Origin of the sequence: Rhizobium subbaraonis (genome assembly GCF_900220975.1) — a bacterium.
In the GTDB taxonomy this organism is placed as follows: Bacteria; Pseudomonadota; Alphaproteobacteria; order Rhizobiales; family Rhizobiaceae; genus Mycoplana; species Mycoplana subbaraonis.
In genome coordinates, this window is the sequence record NZ_OBQD01000023.1 from 52,157 (window position 1) to 65,037 (window position 12,881).

Here is a 12,881-nt window from a genome sequence, read left to right on the forward strand (position 1 = left end):
GCATATGCCGCCGCAGCAAAAGCCGCTGCCCGCTCCATCACCGGCGAAGATATATCCGCGCTTTATTCGGCCGCGGTCGCCGCTGCCTCGGCTAGTCCGGAAGGTAGTCATCAATGATCTCACGCCTCTTCTCAGCCACTGATCGCACGATTTCCGGCGGGGCATCGGTAGCAGCCGACGCGCCTGCCTGGATGCCGTCCTCAATGAGGTGGATGCCGCGCTTAAGCTTCTCAACGGTGAATTCGGGGATCAGATACTGCAAATGCTGCAGCAGATGCATGATGATCATCTGCTGGATCTCCAAGCGATCTGCCACAGTCGCATCCGCTCCGGTCCAGTTCCCGTCCTCATCAGCGCCCGTCCAGTGCTCCAACTGCTCGATGCGGCGCTCAAGGCCGGCTATCCGCGCCTCCAACATCTGCTCCCGCGTCAGCCGATCTTCATCCATTCCCGATTCCTTTCACTTGCTGTCTGTCCCCCGACCCTCCCCGATTTCAGGGCCTTCGCCAATGTCGAAACGACACTCGGAAATAGACAACCGCAACCCATTCATTCCATCCCGCTCACCCGTGTGCCGGGTAGCCGACCAGGTGCTTTTGTTTTGCGTAGCCCTGGCCGGTCTTGTGGCCGCGATCACCTCTCTTGTGATGCGGGTGATGTGATGGTGAACCGTTACGACCAGAAGGCGCTCTATGAGGCCTGCATGCATGTCTGCACCGTCGCGGTGCGTGATGGCTTCCCGCATCTGTCCGCCGCGGACATTCTCGACCCGCCGCACGAGTGGTTCGATGCCGCCCTCGCCCGCCAAGTCGTCATGCACCTGATGATCCGGGAATGCGGCTGGCCGAAGCGGCGCGTCGTCGAGATGGAGGAGCGTTCCCGCGAGGCCATCAACCGAGCGCTGCGCACCATCGACGCCCGCCTGCAGTACCCGCGCTTTGCCAACCATTACCAGACGATCAAGGAGCACGCGCGTTCGCTGCTGGCACTGATCGCATCGCAAGAGGAAGCAGCGTAAGCCATGCTTAAGTCCATTCCCCTCACCCAAATTCTTGTCGGCGACCGTGCTCGTCCGGTGGACCTAGAGCACGCGGCGGCTATCGCCGGGAACATGGTCGACCGTGGCCTAATCAACCCGATTACCGTACGCGCGACGCCCGCCGCCGGTGGTGGCAAGACGCCCTATACGCTGATTGCCGGCGGCCACCGCCTGGAAGCTGCCCGGATGAACGGCTGGGAGGAGATCGAGGCGATTGTGGTCTCGGCCGACGCCGCCGAGGCGCAGTTGATCGAACTCTCTGAGAACATATTTCGAAACGATCTATCGAAACTCGATCGCGCAATCTTCGTCGTGAAGTTCCGCGAGATATTCGAAGAGAAACACGGCAGGATCGACCCGAAGGGCGGGCGGCCGAAAAAACAGGCCAACGATTGGCCAGTTATTTTCGCTCCCGGCAAGGAGCTTTCACAGAGGGTTCAAGACCGCCTCGGCTTTGGTGCGAGCACCTACAAGAACGTCACAAAGATCGGCCTCAAGCTGCACCCCATGCTGCGCGCCGCCCTGCGCGGCACGGGCTATGAGCACGATCAGAAGCTTCTGCTGAAGCTGGCCGGCATGCCAGTTCACGAGCAAACCGGGATTGCCGCCGCGCTGAAATTCGAGCCGGACCTGAAGAAAGTTCTGGCGACGGACAAGGCTCCGAAGGCCGTCGTCGATGCGCAGGAGGCGATTTTCGCCAAGGTCTGCAAGCTGCTCGAAAAGGCCGACGACGCCACGATCCGCCGCGTGCTCGACCATATCGGCGAGACCTCCGACCTTTCCTTCCTGGAGGCCGCGGCATGAAGCGCGATCACACCCAGCTCGACTTCTTCCTGGAACCGGTATTCCCGGTTCGCGACCCGGCGCAGAAACTCGACCTCGACCGCTACCGCGCCAAACTGAAACGGGCGATGGCGCGCGCCATCCGCGAATGCCCCTATGACAGGCCGACCATCGCCGCCCGCATGGCGCAATATCTAGGCCTCCCGTCGATCAACAAGGCCAGCCTGGACGCCTACACCGCCGAGAGCAAGAACCACGATATCACCTTGCCGCGCTTCGCCGCCCTTGCTCACGCCACCGATGCGCTGTGGCTTTGGGACGAGGCCGCATCCCTTCAGGGCGTCACGGTGCTGATCGGCGAAGAGGCCGTGCTCGCAGAGATTGCCTTCTGCCGCCAGGAGCGGCGGCGCCTCGACGCGGAGCTTAAGCGGCTCACGGCGAAACCGATCCGTCTGCAATCGCGGGGCAAGCGCTGATGGATCGCTGGTTTACGATTGATGCCCTGTTCGATCTGCGCCTGCCGGGTCTGCCCGCCAGCATTTCCAGCCTGAAGCGCCTCGTGAACGAGGCCGGTTGGCGCAGCCGGCCGGACCTTGCCCGGCAGGTGCCGACCAGCACCAAGCCGGCGTGGGAATATCATGTCTCGCTGCTTCCTAGCCTTGCCCAGGCGAAGCTTGCACAGATGGCGCAGCGTGACGCCACGCTGGCCGAAACGCGCGAGGCGCGCCGGGCTCTCTATTGGAAAACCTTCGAGGCCATGACGGAAGAACACCGGCAGGTGGCGCATCAGCGCCACGCGCTGATCATTTCTGCCGAAGACGCCTTGGCAAAGCGTGAAGCTGCCGGTTCGCTGCTGACTGTTGAAGAGACCTTGGCACCGGTTCTGCGGAAGTTCGGGGTATCTTCGTCGACCTATTACGACCTGCGGAAGAAGCTTTCTGCGGTCCCTCGCGAAGACTGGCTGCCTGCCCTCGCGCCTGCCTATGCCGAGGACGGCACCGTTTCGAACACCGCACCCTGCCACGAACTGGCATGGTCTGCGCTGAAGTCCGATTACCTGCGCTCAGAAAAGCCGACGTTTTCGTCTTGCTACCGGCGCATGAAGGCTGCTGCCGAGAAAAACGGCTGGGCCCCAATCCCCGAAGAGCGCACACTTCGCCGTCGCATGGAAGCGGAAGTGCCGCGTGCGGTGCAGATCCTGACACGGGAAGGCCGCAAGCGCGCCGAGCAGCTGTATCCGAGCCAGATCCGCACCAAGTCGCACCTGCACGCGATGGAGATCACCAACACCGACGGCCACAAGCTCGACCTGTTTGTGCAGGTGCCGTGGAAGTCCGCCGAAGCGTCGGGCAAGGTGACGGATCGCGTCATCCTGCTCGGCATTCAGGATATTTACTCCGGCAAGATCCTGTCCTGGCGGCTATGCGAGGCCGAGACGTGGGACGTCGTGCGCGCCTGCGTCGGCGACATGGTCGAAGACTACGGCATTCCCGACCACCTCTACATGGACAACGGTCGGGCCTTCGCGTCGAAGATGATTTCGGGCCGCGCCGCCAGCCGCAACCGGTTCAAGAAGATCGAAGGCGAAGTAGCCGGTCTATTGAAGACGCTCGACATCGAGCCGCATTTCACGAAGCCGTATTCGGGCCAATCGAAGCCGATCGAGCGCGCCTGGAAGGATCTGGCCGAGGAGATCTCGAAGCACCCTGCCATGTCCGGCGCCTATACGGGCAACAAGCCGGAAAACAAGCCCGAAAATTATCGCCAGTGGGCCGTCCCTCTCGACGTTCTGGAACGGCATGTGGCCGAGCGGATCGCCGAGCACAACGCCCGCCCCGGCCGCCGGTCTGAGACGGCGAAGGGCCGCAGCTTCGACGAAACGTTTGCAGAAAGCATGCGTCATCCCGCCACGATCGTGCGCCGGGCGACAGAGGCGCAGCGCTCGCTCTGGATGCTTGCCGCGAAGGTCATCAAGACGCGGGCGCGCAACGGAGAAATCCACTTCCAGCGCAACGTCTATTGGGCGCCGGAGTTGAACGAATGGATGGGCCGACATGTGACCGTCCGTTTCGATCCCGACAAGCTGCACCAACCGGTCAAGGTCTATGATCCGGACGGCCGCTTCATCTGCGATGCGCCCTGCACCGAGAAAGCAGGCTTCAACGAGCAGGCCGCGGCCGCCCGCCATGAGCGCAACCGCCGCAACCTCGTCAAGCTCAACAAGGCCAAGGCGAAGCTGCACAAGCAGCTCACGCCATCGCAACTCGGCGAACTCTACATGGACGAGACGCCGGCCAAGGCCGAGCCGATCCGCCCCACCATCACCCGCCTCGTGACCGGAAACCTCGCCGTAGAGGCGATCGCGGATACCGATGTCATGACGGCGGACGAATACGAGGCCGGGCTTGCCCGCGGCCTTTCCCTGATTTCGGGCGACAGCTCGATCATACCATTCCCGCAAGGGGATCGGCCGGCAAGTCGCGCGTCCGGCCGCAAGCGCAGAACCGAAAAGTAGTGAGTACGGTTCCGACAAAAAATCGGGCGGGTCCGTGAAACCCGCCCAATCGATAGCTCAATAGGAACCTTTGTAATGCTTGATCTTATAAATGCAATCCCTGCCACATGGGACCTGCCTGAACCGGTGGCGAAGTTCGTCGCCAAGCACTCGGCCGAGGAAGTGGCCACTTGGGAACGCTTGCGCGAGAGCGTTGCCACCATAGCAGCGAAAAATAGCTGGACCAAAGTCGAGACGGGCCGACGCATCGGCATGGCGGAAAGCTCGTTCTCGCAGTGGTTGTCGGGCACCCTCCTGGGCGTCCTCGACAACCAGAACAGCATCGTCGAGCGCTGGCTCGACGCGGTCGAGGAAAGCGCCGCGGTCGAGGCTGCAATGCCCGAAGGGCCGAACTTCCTGCGGACGCTGGCCGCGCGGGAAATCCACGCCACCTTGCTTCTGGCGCAGACCATGACCGGATTCGTGACCATTACCCTGGTCGCCGGGCGAGGCAAGACGACAGCATGCCGCGAGTATCATCGCGTCAAGCCGCATGTGCATATGGTCACCCTCAACCCGAAGGTGAAGTCGGTTCACGGCGTCATGAGTCTGCTCGCCCGCCGGCTCGGGGTGCGCGTCTACAATCCGGCCGAACTCGTGGATGTGGTCGGCGAGCGGTTGTCGCGGGCAGGCGATCGCGCGCTTCTCATCATCGATGAGGCGCAGCACGCAAGTGCTGAGAGCGTCAACCAGCTGCGGTACTTCTCCGACAATTATCGTGTCGGCATCGCCCTGGTGGGCAACGAGGAAGTTCGCAAGAAGATGTCGCAGGCGATCGACCAGACCGCCAGCCGTGACCAGATCCTCAGCCGTATCGACAAGAATCTAAAACGCGATCCGGGTCTCGGCGCCGATATCCGCACCTTCATTGAAGCATGGGGCGTGACCGATCCTTCCTGCGTCAAGACGCTGGTCGGCATCGGCCAGAAGGGCGGCGCGCTCCGCCAGATCGACCGCACGATCAAGATGGCTTGCCTCGCCACTCAGCGCCGGGCATCAGAACTTGAGCGCAAGCATCTGGAAGCTGCTTGGGCGAACCGCGAAGTGGAGGGCGAATAATGGCCGCCCGCCCACTCCCCAGCGAACACCTGGACGCCCTCGTCCGCGAACTGAGCCCCCATTGTGGTGGTGATGAGGTCAGCTTCCCCGGCGCCGATTTCGACAAGCTGGTCGAACGGCTCGCGACCATTCGGAAAATGGTGGCCGTCACGGAACGTGAAGTCGGGGCGCTTCGCCTTGCCGAGGTCGCTCGCTCGGGCCGCGTGATCGTCGAAAACCTCGCGACCGAACACCTTCAGCACATGGCGGAAGATGCCGACGGAAAGATCGTTCGGCCGGATTTTGGGAGGAAAGGATGAGCACGCATCTTTCCGACCACCTGAAAGAAACCCGTGACGCTCTGATCCGGCGCTTCAATACCTTCATCGCCATGGCGGAGGAGTTGGAAGACGATCTCGACCTCGCCGAACTGAAGCTGCGCGACGCTTGCGGGACTAGCGCGAAAATCCTGCCGTTCCCGCGCTCGCCGACCGATGGCGGGAGCGCCGCGTGAGCGCCATCGATCTCACCTTCGCTATTTCGAAGGACGTCCTGCTGGACCGGCTTGCGCCGGAAATCGACGGGATCGTGAGAGATCGCATGGCCGCCATCAACGGCGAAACCGCGGCGTCGAAAGAACGGCGCCGCAGCCTCGACGAAGCGCTCGAACAGGCGATCAAGAACGTCACGCGGGCCGTCGCCCGCGTCGACAACTCCCGACACACGCGGGACGAGGTGCCCGCCATCAACGCGCTTGTCGCGGCCGCATCCGGACTGCGCCGTGCCTATCGCCAAAGCCGAGAAGGACCGAAATAATGGAAGCTGTAATCCTGGAAGAAACGCCGGCCGAGGGCGTCACAATCGTCAATGGCCGTGAATACATGCACGATGCCAAGGGCAACCTCGTCCCCGCCGTCAACATCAAGCCCGAAGATAGGCTTGAGGACGAGATGGTGCGAAAGATCATCGCCTTCGCTACCGACCTCAGCGCACGCATTACCCGCTTCCGCGACCATACGATGGCGGACATTTCCTCCTTCGATCAGCTGCTCGCCCAGGAGTATGGGGCGTCGATCGGCGGCAAGAAGGGCAACAAGACGTATCAGTCGTTTGACGGCCTGATGCGTGTCCAGGTGCAGGTCGCCGACCAGATCGCGTTCGGGCCGCAGCTTCAGATCGCCAAGGCGCTCATCGACGAGTGCCTGAATGAATGGTCGATCGAGAGCCGGCCGGAAATTCAGACGATCGTCACCCGTGCCTTCAACACCGACAAGGAAGGCCAGATCAACAAGTCCGAGCTGTTCATGCTGCTGCGGCTGGAGATAGACGACACGCGCTGGAAGAAGGCCATGGAAGCTATTCGCGCTTCGATCCGCGTTACCGGGTCGAAGGAGTATGTGCGCTTCTACGCTCGGCCGACACTCGATGCGCATTGGGCAGCCATCACTATCGACTTGGCCAAGGCGTGAGGTGCGGCGATGACCAGCTACAACATGGCACTATTCGAGGAAGAGGCTCGCGTCGCCGGGATCTTCCCGCTTGGAATGATCGGGGCCCCTGACAGTCCTCCGGAATGGTTGCGAGAGCTCTACGACGATTGTGATGAGCCGACACTTCCAATTTTCGCAGCGCTGCCAGAACTAAAGCATGACGACGACGGCGTGGAAGATTGGGCAGAGGCGCTAATTTCCGCCTCTCGCAGCGGTTTTGTCGTCAAGTATGAGGTTTGCGTTCGCCGCTACAATCGTGACGGGCTGTTCTTCCTGAGTGGCTGGGGATACTTCCGCGTTGGCTATCTCTATGTCGAAAACTTCGAAGAGATCGGGCCGGCGGTCATCAATATCGCTCGCACTCAGCACGAAGCCGAGCAGGCACAGGCAGGTGCGGCATGACCATGGCTTACATCCGCGATGCTTACCGTGTGCCCGCAAAGCGCGGCGACCGCATCGAATACACCGGCGACAAAGCCGGCCCGCGCCTCGGCACGATCATCGGCACTTATAGCGCCAAGCTCAAAATCCGTTTGGACGGTGAGACCCACGCGGGCAGCTATCACCCGACTTGGAAGCTCCGCTACCTCAACCCGGATGGCAGCGTGGCGATCGGAGGCGATCATGGCTGAAAACTCCGCCATCTCGTGGACACGTCACACCTGGAACCCGTGGATGGGCTGCACCAAGCTCACCCCGGCCTGCGACGGTTGCTATGCCGAGGCTCTCATGGACAAGCGCTATGGCAAGGTCCAGTGGGGCAACCATCCGCGCGTCCGCACCGGCAAGCACACCTGGAACGATCCTGTTCGCTGGCAGCGTCAGGCCGAGAAAGATGGCGACCGGCCGTTTGTTTTTTGTGCCAGCCTTGCCGACATCTTCGACAATCAGGTTGATCCGCAGTGGCGAGCCGACGCGTTCGAGGTGATGCGGAAGACGCCGAACCTCGTCTACCTTCTGTTGACGAAGAGGCCTCAGAACATCGTCAAGCTCGCGGACGAGGCCGGCGGCCTGCCGGCAAATGCCGCGCTGGGCGCCACCTGCGAAGATCAGCCCCGTGCGGACGAGAACCTACCGGCACTCCAGGTGGCGAAGATTGAGTTGCAGCCGCTCTTCACGTTCGGCTCATTTGAACCGCTGATCGGCGAGATAGTCGCTACGCCGTCATGGCTGCCAGACTGGATCATAGTCGGCGGCGAGACCGACCAGGGCGGGCACAAGGCACGACCGACGCACCCGGACTGGATGCGCAGCCTTCGTGACCAGGCCGCTGCAGCCGGCAAGCCGTTTCACCTCAAGCAGTGGGGCGAGTGGGCTCCGCAGCTCGGCTCGGTAGACCTCCCCGACAACCCGGAAATCAGCCGCTACCAGTGGGCAGAATGGGACGGAGAGGAATGGGAGTTCTGGGACCGCCCGATGTGGTGCGATGAACTCGACCCCGAACACAGCATGATTCGGGCTGGCAAGAAGCACACGGGCAGAATGCTCGACGGTGTGACCCACGACGCCTTTCCCACCGTTCCCGCAGTCAAGTCGATCGGAGGTGCAGCATGAGACACTTCCCCAATCGGCAGGCCTTTGTCGAAGCCCTCGTCGAACTGTTTGAGGAGCACGGCGTCCGCATCGTCCAGCGCGACAGCGAAAGGTTCGCGCTCTTCCTGGACGATGACCCTTGCGCCCCCATGCCAGTGGCGAGCGTGTCCATCGACATGTTCGCCGCCACTCTCGAAAGGAAGCTGTCATGACCTCCGCGATCGCCGCCATCCACACCGGTTGCAAGCAGCTCGGCATCGACGAAGACGGTCGTCGCGCTATTTATGAGCGCGTCACCGGCAAGCCCAGCCTCACGCTGATGTCTTCGACCGAAAAGGACGCCGTCGTCACCGAGCTGCGCCGCCTCGGCTTCAGCACGGCCGATCGTCGCCCAGGCGGCCGTCGCCAGCTCACAGGCAAATACGCGAAGAAGCTGCAGGCGCTGTGGATCGCCGCGTGGAACCTTGGAGTTGTTCCAGACGCTGACGATGCGGCGCTCATCGGCTTCGTTAAACGCCAGACACCGGTGGACGATGTGCGCTTCGTCCACCATTGGGAAGACGCTCGCGCCGTCATCGAAGCTATCAAAGCGCGCATGAAGCGCGATGCACGCGTCGACTGGAGCAACGATCGCACCGGCACGCCCTGGGCGAACCTCGATGCCTTCAAGATAGCTTCTGCACAATGGGCGATCCTTTGCCCCAACGGCGCATCCGACTTCTGGCCCGTCGTTACCGATCTCATCGACCGGGATGAAACTCACCGCAATCTGACCAGCGCTGAGTGGATCACGGTCATGAACGAACTCGGCAAGCGCGTACGCGCCGCCAGGAAGGCGGGCAAGTGATGAATTCCGAAGAGCAGCTCCAGCGGATCGGCGAAGTCCTCACAACCGCCTTGCAGCACAAGCGGGAAATGATCGCGGCATCCGAGCGGCAGCGAATTGCCGAGTGCCCACGTTGCGGGGGTAGCCTACGGTTCGCGCTGGTTGGTCCCAAAAACCATCTTCGCATGTTCTGCCGCGGCAACCCCACCGACCCTGAAAACATGCCGCATTGCGGCATGAGCCTGATCGAGTAGCCGGATGAACGCGCTCACGTCCTCGGCGGTAATGGCCCAGCGCTCGCATCCTCGCGGGTCGCTGGACTATTTCCCGACGCCGCCATGGGCGACGCGCGCACCGATCAACGAGGTGCTGCGCCCATACGGCATCGACACAAAGACCAAGCGTGTGCGCGACCCTGCAGCCGGCGGCGGCCACATGGTTGCAGCGCTGCGGGAATCCTTCGGCGCCGTTGACCTGTCCGACGTGCACGATTGGGGCATCAATCCCGAGATCCGCGACTTCACATTCGAGACCCGCGAGACGCTTCTCGCCGATGGTCACCAGCTGCCAGACTGGATTTTCTGCAACCCACCATTTCAGATCGCGTCCACCTTCCTTGAGCGCGCCCTATCGATCGCGACGGAAGGCGTTGCCTTCCTCTGCCGTCTCGGCTGGATCACCGGCCAGGAGCGGCACGACACCATTTTCGGGCCGTGCCCGCCCCGGTTCTTCTGCCCCTTTGCCGAACGCGTCCCTATGATCGAGGGCGTTTGGGATCCGGAGGCAAGCAGCGCCACGGATTACGCCTGGTACATCTGGCTGCTCGACGAAGAGCACGCCGGCCGCACCGAGGTCTGGCACCTGCCGCCGGGCATGGAAGACCGCTACACCCGCGACGCCGATCGCGCGCTTGCCACGCCGGGCGAAGCCGCCCGCCGCGCCGCCGAGCGCAAGAAGAAAAATGCATCAGAGAATGAAACGCCCACGCTATTCGAGGTGTCGATATGACCAGCCGAATGCATGCCGCCGTTTGCCTGCCTCTCTTCGATCGCTCCGAGCTGGACCGGGTTCGAGCCCAGCGTGAAGAGCTTTTGAAGCGCCTTCAAAAGGGCGGCCGTGACGCCCGCTCCCGCATTCGCATGGAACAGCGGGTTATCAATCTGACAGCCGAACAAGTGCGCCTCGAGTCCAAGCTTGGCATCTGGAGGCCGCAGTGACCAACGCTGCCCAGGCCGATCGCGCATGGATGACGCCCCTTCTCAACCGCATCGCCGACGTTGCGGGTGAACGGGCGGCACTTATCCTCGGCACCGAAAAGGCCGGGCAGCAGATCTATATCCCGGTCAAGGTCGATAGCGACCATTGGCTGGCCGGCCTGATCAGCTACGAAAGCGCACTGGCCCTCGTTGGCGTTTTCGGCGGAAACAACATCACCATTCCGCCCGTCATGGCAGGCGACAAGCGTCGTCGCGCAAGAGCGCTTGCCGATCTGATCGCCAGAGGGTATTCCATTAACAAGATCGTCTCTCTCACCGGCGTGGCCCGTTCCACCGTGATCGAGCATCGGGCCAGAAACCCCAAGGCGATCGCCAATCTCCTCGACGAAGACGACGACCAGGGCAAACTGCTCTAGCTAGTCCGATTTCGGTCTAGTGATCGCGGTAACGTAACAGCCCACTGTCCCTTCAAGTTCATCTTGAAGGGTTCCTTCCATGCTCACCTCCCGTATCACCGCTTCGACGCTGAAGGCGATTGCGCCAATCGCGCCGAAGCTGAAGGCGGCCGCGCAAGCCGACATCATCCAGAAGTTCGGCGATCTGTTGCCAAGCCTGCTGCCCGTTGCGGATATTTCGAGTGCGTTACGCGTGTCGCACTTCCTCGCCCAGGTCGCCCATGAGAGCGACGGTTTCTGCACGCTCGAAGAGTATGCCTCCGGAGCCGCCTATGAAGGGCGCGCCGATCTCGGCAACACCCAGACCGGCGACGGAAAGCGATTTAAGGGCAGAGGCCCGATCCAGCTGACCGGCCGTGCCAACTACCGCGCGTTCACGATCTGGATGCGCGCCCGCGCGCCCAAGGCTCCGGACTTCGAAACGTCCCCCGAACTGGTCGCCACATGGCCGTGGGCCGGCTGGGCAGTGATCTTCTTCTGGCAGACCAAGAAGCTCAATGCAGTCGCCGATCGCGACGACCTGGTCGCCGTGACGAAGATCATCAACGGCGGGAGGAACGGCCTCGACGATCGCGCCCGCTTTCTTGCCCGGGCAAAGCCCGTCATCCAGACCCTCGTCGCCGATGCGCTTTCGGCAGAACAGGACTTCCCGGTCCTGCGGCGCGGGATGAGGGGCGAGCCGGTCGACCGCCTTCAGAGCGCGCTGCGCAGCGCCGGCTTCTACTTCCTCACGATCGACGGCGATTTCGGGCCGGGCACCGAAGGCGCCCTGATGGGCTTCCAGCGTGCGAACGGTCTCGTCGTTGATGGCATCTTCGGCAGCAAGTCCTTTGCCGCCCTCCAGCCCTACTTCGGAGAACAGGCATGAGCCTCCTTATCGGCACCCTCACCGGCATCGCAGCCAAAGTCGGCGCACCTGTCGTCAAGTCCATCCTGGGCAAGCACGTTGGCGGCCTGCCCGGCACACTTGCCGGAACCGTCATCGACCATATCGCCGAGCGTGTCGGCGTCGATCCGGAGAAGCTGCCGGAGGTCGATCCGCAGGAACTGGACAACGCCGTCCGCGACGTGGAAGCGGCAACGCCTGATCTGATCCAGCTGTATCAGCGCGGCGTGGTCGGGCAGTTCGCGTTGCTTCAGGCCGAGACGGCGGAGGGCTTCTGGGCGTCGGCGTGGCGCTGGGGCTGGATGTACCTGCTGGCCTTCCTCTGGCTCTACGCGTTCCTGCTCGGCCCGCTCGTCCGGGCTTTCGGAATTGCGCTGGAGCCAATCGACGCGCCGACCCTGATGACGCTCACCGGCTGGTTTATCTCGCTCTACATGGGCGGGCACACGGTCAAGGAGATCGGGCGCCAAACCGTCGAAGCCGTGAAGACGTGGAAAAAGTCTCCATGAACTTTGGCGGCAATAACTCTCTCGATAGCGCCGCGCTCCGCGAACAGCAGGAGCGCGACGCCCTTGTGGCGGACGCAAGCGCTGTCGTGCGCGCACGCGGCAGTGACGTTTGCGTCGAATGCGATCGGCCGATTCCTATCGAACGCCGCCGTGCCGCGCCGTTCGCCAAGCGGTGCATCGAATGCCAGGAAATGCTTGAGGCGGAGAAGTTTCACAGATGATCGATATCGCCGCCCTCAAGGATTGGCTCGGACTGATTGCACTCTTCATCAGCGTCGGCACGTCTGTTGTGCTGTTCATCGGCTCGGGCAGCAAGAAGAACGCCGAGCACATCGCGAAGATTGAGGAAAAGGTCGACGATCACTCCGATCGCCTCAAGTCGCTCGAAACGAACATGGCGCACCTCCCCGACAAGGAAACCGTCAACCGCCTTCAGGTCGATATGGCCGACATGAAGGGGCAGATCGCCAGCATTGCGAAGAGTTCGGAGGCAACCGAGCGCGCCACGCGCCGCGTCGAAGATTTCCTCCTGAAGCAGAAGGGCTGAGAGA

Annotated in this window: 22 protein-coding genes; 21 read left to right on the forward strand and 1 reads right to left on the reverse strand. The window is 62.4% G+C overall.

Features of this window, described 5'->3' with window-relative positions; all coding sequences use genetic code 11:
• Positions 1–91: 91 nt before the first annotated feature.
• A complete protein-coding gene (locus CRO48_RS26160; protein WP_097142711.1) occupies positions 92–448 on the reverse strand; it encodes a hypothetical protein in 357 nt (118 codons plus the stop codon).
• 213 nt (positions 449–661) lie between these two features.
• Between CRO48_RS26160 and CRO48_RS26165 the strand changes: the two genes are divergently transcribed.
• The 21 genes from CRO48_RS26165 to CRO48_RS26270 all read left to right on the forward strand — a co-directional run bounded on the left by CRO48_RS26165 (position 662) and on the right by CRO48_RS26270 (position 12,877).
• Positions 662–1,018 (forward strand): hypothetical protein, encoded by a 357-nt coding sequence (locus tag CRO48_RS26165; RefSeq protein ID WP_097142712.1) that lies wholly within the window; start codon positions 662–664, stop codon positions 1,016–1,018.
• A gap of 3 nt (positions 1,019–1,021) precedes the next feature.
• Positions 1,022–1,843 carry a ParB N-terminal domain-containing protein gene (locus tag CRO48_RS26170; RefSeq protein ID WP_097142713.1) on the forward strand — a complete coding sequence of 274 codons (822 nt, stop codon included), beginning with the start codon at positions 1,022–1,024 and terminating at the stop codon, positions 1,841–1,843.
• Positions 1,840–2,298, forward strand: coding sequence for a hypothetical protein (locus CRO48_RS26175; RefSeq protein WP_097142714.1), 459 nt, complete (start codon positions 1,840–1,842; stop codon positions 2,296–2,298). The genes CRO48_RS26170 and CRO48_RS26175 overlap by 4 nt, the downstream gene beginning before the upstream one ends.
• Positions 2,298–4,337 carry a transposase domain-containing protein gene (locus tag CRO48_RS26180; RefSeq protein WP_245423675.1) on the forward strand — a complete coding sequence of 680 codons (2,040 nt, stop codon included), beginning with the start codon at positions 2,298–2,300 and terminating at the stop codon, positions 4,335–4,337. Before CRO48_RS26175 ends, CRO48_RS26180 begins: the two co-directional genes overlap by 1 nt.
• Positions 4,338–4,412: 75 nt before the next feature.
• Entirely contained in the window at positions 4,413–5,435 is a 1,023-nt protein-coding gene (locus tag CRO48_RS26185) for an AAA family ATPase (RefSeq protein WP_097142715.1), read from the forward strand.
• Positions 5,435–5,734 (forward strand): hypothetical protein, encoded by a 300-nt coding sequence (locus CRO48_RS26190; protein ID WP_097142716.1) that lies wholly within the window; start codon positions 5,435–5,437, stop codon positions 5,732–5,734. The genes CRO48_RS26185 and CRO48_RS26190 overlap by 1 nt, the downstream gene beginning before the upstream one ends.
• Positions 5,731–5,928, forward strand: coding sequence for a hypothetical protein (locus CRO48_RS26195; protein WP_097142717.1), 198 nt, complete (start codon positions 5,731–5,733; stop codon positions 5,926–5,928). The genes CRO48_RS26190 and CRO48_RS26195 overlap by 4 nt, the downstream gene beginning before the upstream one ends.
• On the forward strand, positions 5,925–6,230 hold the full coding sequence (locus CRO48_RS26200) for a hypothetical protein (protein ID WP_097142718.1): 306 nt from the start codon (positions 5,925–5,927) through the stop codon (positions 6,228–6,230). The genes CRO48_RS26195 and CRO48_RS26200 overlap by 4 nt, the downstream gene beginning before the upstream one ends.
• Positions 6,230–6,883 carry a DUF3164 family protein gene (locus CRO48_RS26205; RefSeq protein ID WP_097142719.1) on the forward strand — a complete coding sequence of 218 codons (654 nt, stop codon included), beginning with the start codon at positions 6,230–6,232 and terminating at the stop codon, positions 6,881–6,883. Before CRO48_RS26200 ends, CRO48_RS26205 begins: the two co-directional genes overlap by 1 nt.
• A gap of 9 nt (positions 6,884–6,892) precedes the next feature.
• On the forward strand, positions 6,893–7,306 hold the full coding sequence (locus tag CRO48_RS26210) for a hypothetical protein (RefSeq protein WP_097142720.1): 414 nt from the start codon (positions 6,893–6,895) through the stop codon (positions 7,304–7,306).
• On the forward strand, positions 7,303–7,536 hold the full coding sequence (locus CRO48_RS26215; RefSeq protein WP_097142721.1) for a hypothetical protein: 234 nt from the start codon (positions 7,303–7,305) through the stop codon (positions 7,534–7,536). The genes CRO48_RS26210 and CRO48_RS26215 overlap by 4 nt, the downstream gene beginning before the upstream one ends.
• On the forward strand, positions 7,529–8,458 hold the full coding sequence (locus CRO48_RS26220; protein ID WP_097142722.1) for a DUF5131 family protein: 930 nt from the start codon (positions 7,529–7,531) through the stop codon (positions 8,456–8,458). The genes CRO48_RS26215 and CRO48_RS26220 overlap by 8 nt, the downstream gene beginning before the upstream one ends.
• On the forward strand, positions 8,455–8,649 hold the full coding sequence (locus tag CRO48_RS26225; protein WP_097142723.1) for a hypothetical protein: 195 nt from the start codon (positions 8,455–8,457) through the stop codon (positions 8,647–8,649). The genes CRO48_RS26220 and CRO48_RS26225 overlap by 4 nt, the downstream gene beginning before the upstream one ends.
• Positions 8,646–9,284: a regulatory protein GemA gene (locus CRO48_RS26230; protein WP_097142724.1), complete on the forward strand. Its 639-nt coding sequence runs from the start codon at positions 8,646–8,648 to the stop codon at positions 9,282–9,284. The genes CRO48_RS26225 and CRO48_RS26230 overlap by 4 nt, the downstream gene beginning before the upstream one ends.
• Positions 9,284–9,517: a hypothetical protein gene (locus tag CRO48_RS26235; RefSeq protein ID WP_097142725.1), complete on the forward strand. Its 234-nt coding sequence runs from the start codon at positions 9,284–9,286 to the stop codon at positions 9,515–9,517. The genes CRO48_RS26230 and CRO48_RS26235 overlap by 1 nt, the downstream gene beginning before the upstream one ends.
• A gap of 4 nt (positions 9,518–9,521) precedes the next feature.
• On the forward strand, positions 9,522–10,271 hold the full coding sequence (locus tag CRO48_RS26240; RefSeq protein WP_097142726.1) for a methyltransferase: 750 nt from the start codon (positions 9,522–9,524) through the stop codon (positions 10,269–10,271).
• Between the two features lie 205 nt (positions 10,272–10,476).
• On the forward strand, positions 10,477–10,896 hold the full coding sequence (locus tag CRO48_RS26250) for a hypothetical protein (RefSeq protein ID WP_097142728.1): 420 nt from the start codon (positions 10,477–10,479) through the stop codon (positions 10,894–10,896).
• A gap of 79 nt (positions 10,897–10,975) precedes the next feature.
• Entirely contained in the window at positions 10,976–11,803 is an 828-nt protein-coding gene (locus CRO48_RS26255; RefSeq protein WP_097142729.1) for a peptidoglycan-binding protein, read from the forward strand.
• Positions 11,800–12,330: a hypothetical protein gene (locus tag CRO48_RS26260; RefSeq protein WP_097142730.1), complete on the forward strand. Its 531-nt coding sequence runs from the start codon at positions 11,800–11,802 to the stop codon at positions 12,328–12,330. Before CRO48_RS26255 ends, CRO48_RS26260 begins: the two co-directional genes overlap by 4 nt.
• On the forward strand, positions 12,327–12,551 hold the full coding sequence (locus CRO48_RS26265) for a TraR/DksA C4-type zinc finger protein (RefSeq protein ID WP_097142731.1): 225 nt from the start codon (positions 12,327–12,329) through the stop codon (positions 12,549–12,551). The genes CRO48_RS26260 and CRO48_RS26265 overlap by 4 nt, the downstream gene beginning before the upstream one ends.
• Complete coding sequence (locus tag CRO48_RS26270) at positions 12,548–12,877, forward strand: DUF2730 family protein (protein ID WP_097142732.1); 330 nt, start codon at positions 12,548–12,550, stop codon at positions 12,875–12,877. The genes CRO48_RS26265 and CRO48_RS26270 overlap by 4 nt, the downstream gene beginning before the upstream one ends.
• Positions 12,878–12,881 lie beyond the last annotated feature (4 nt).

Coding starts and splice junctions, on each gene's coding strand:
- CRO48_RS26190 (WP_097142716.1), top strand. CDS start 5,435: ATGGCCGCCCGCCCACTCCCCAGCGAACACCTGGACGCCCTCGTCCGC.
- CRO48_RS26220 (WP_097142722.1), top strand. CDS start 7,529: ATGGCTGAAAACTCCGCCATCTCGTGGACACGTCACACCTGGAACCCG.
- CRO48_RS26205 (WP_097142719.1), top strand. CDS start 6,230: ATGGAAGCTGTAATCCTGGAAGAAACGCCGGCCGAGGGCGTCACAATC.
- CRO48_RS26180 (WP_245423675.1), top strand. CDS start 2,298: ATGGATCGCTGGTTTACGATTGATGCCCTGTTCGATCTGCGCCTGCCG.
- CRO48_RS26235 (WP_097142725.1), top strand. CDS start 9,284: ATGAATTCCGAAGAGCAGCTCCAGCGGATCGGCGAAGTCCTCACAACC.
- CRO48_RS26265 (WP_097142731.1), top strand. CDS start 12,327: ATGAACTTTGGCGGCAATAACTCTCTCGATAGCGCCGCGCTCCGCGAA.
- CRO48_RS26215 (WP_097142721.1), top strand. CDS start 7,303: ATGACCATGGCTTACATCCGCGATGCTTACCGTGTGCCCGCAAAGCGC.
- CRO48_RS26165 (WP_097142712.1), top strand. CDS start 662: ATGGTGAACCGTTACGACCAGAAGGCGCTCTATGAGGCCTGCATGCAT.
- CRO48_RS26240 (WP_097142726.1), top strand. CDS start 9,522: ATGAACGCGCTCACGTCCTCGGCGGTAATGGCCCAGCGCTCGCATCCT.
- CRO48_RS26225 (WP_097142723.1), top strand. CDS start 8,455: ATGAGACACTTCCCCAATCGGCAGGCCTTTGTCGAAGCCCTCGTCGAA.
- CRO48_RS26255 (WP_097142729.1), top strand. CDS start 10,976: ATGCTCACCTCCCGTATCACCGCTTCGACGCTGAAGGCGATTGCGCCA.
- CRO48_RS26170 (WP_097142713.1), top strand. CDS start 1,022: ATGCTTAAGTCCATTCCCCTCACCCAAATTCTTGTCGGCGACCGTGCT.
- CRO48_RS26175 (WP_097142714.1), top strand. CDS start 1,840: ATGAAGCGCGATCACACCCAGCTCGACTTCTTCCTGGAACCGGTATTC.
- CRO48_RS26160 (WP_097142711.1), bottom strand. CDS start 448: ATGGATGAAGATCGGCTGACGCGGGAGCAGATGTTGGAGGCGCGGATA.
- CRO48_RS26270 (WP_097142732.1), top strand. CDS start 12,548: ATGATCGATATCGCCGCCCTCAAGGATTGGCTCGGACTGATTGCACTC.
- CRO48_RS26260 (WP_097142730.1), top strand. CDS start 11,800: ATGAGCCTCCTTATCGGCACCCTCACCGGCATCGCAGCCAAAGTCGGC.
- CRO48_RS26230 (WP_097142724.1), top strand. CDS start 8,646: ATGACCTCCGCGATCGCCGCCATCCACACCGGTTGCAAGCAGCTCGGC.
- CRO48_RS26185 (WP_097142715.1), top strand. CDS start 4,413: ATGCTTGATCTTATAAATGCAATCCCTGCCACATGGGACCTGCCTGAA.
- CRO48_RS26195 (WP_097142717.1), top strand. CDS start 5,731: ATGAGCACGCATCTTTCCGACCACCTGAAAGAAACCCGTGACGCTCTG.
- CRO48_RS26210 (WP_097142720.1), top strand. CDS start 6,893: ATGACCAGCTACAACATGGCACTATTCGAGGAAGAGGCTCGCGTCGCC.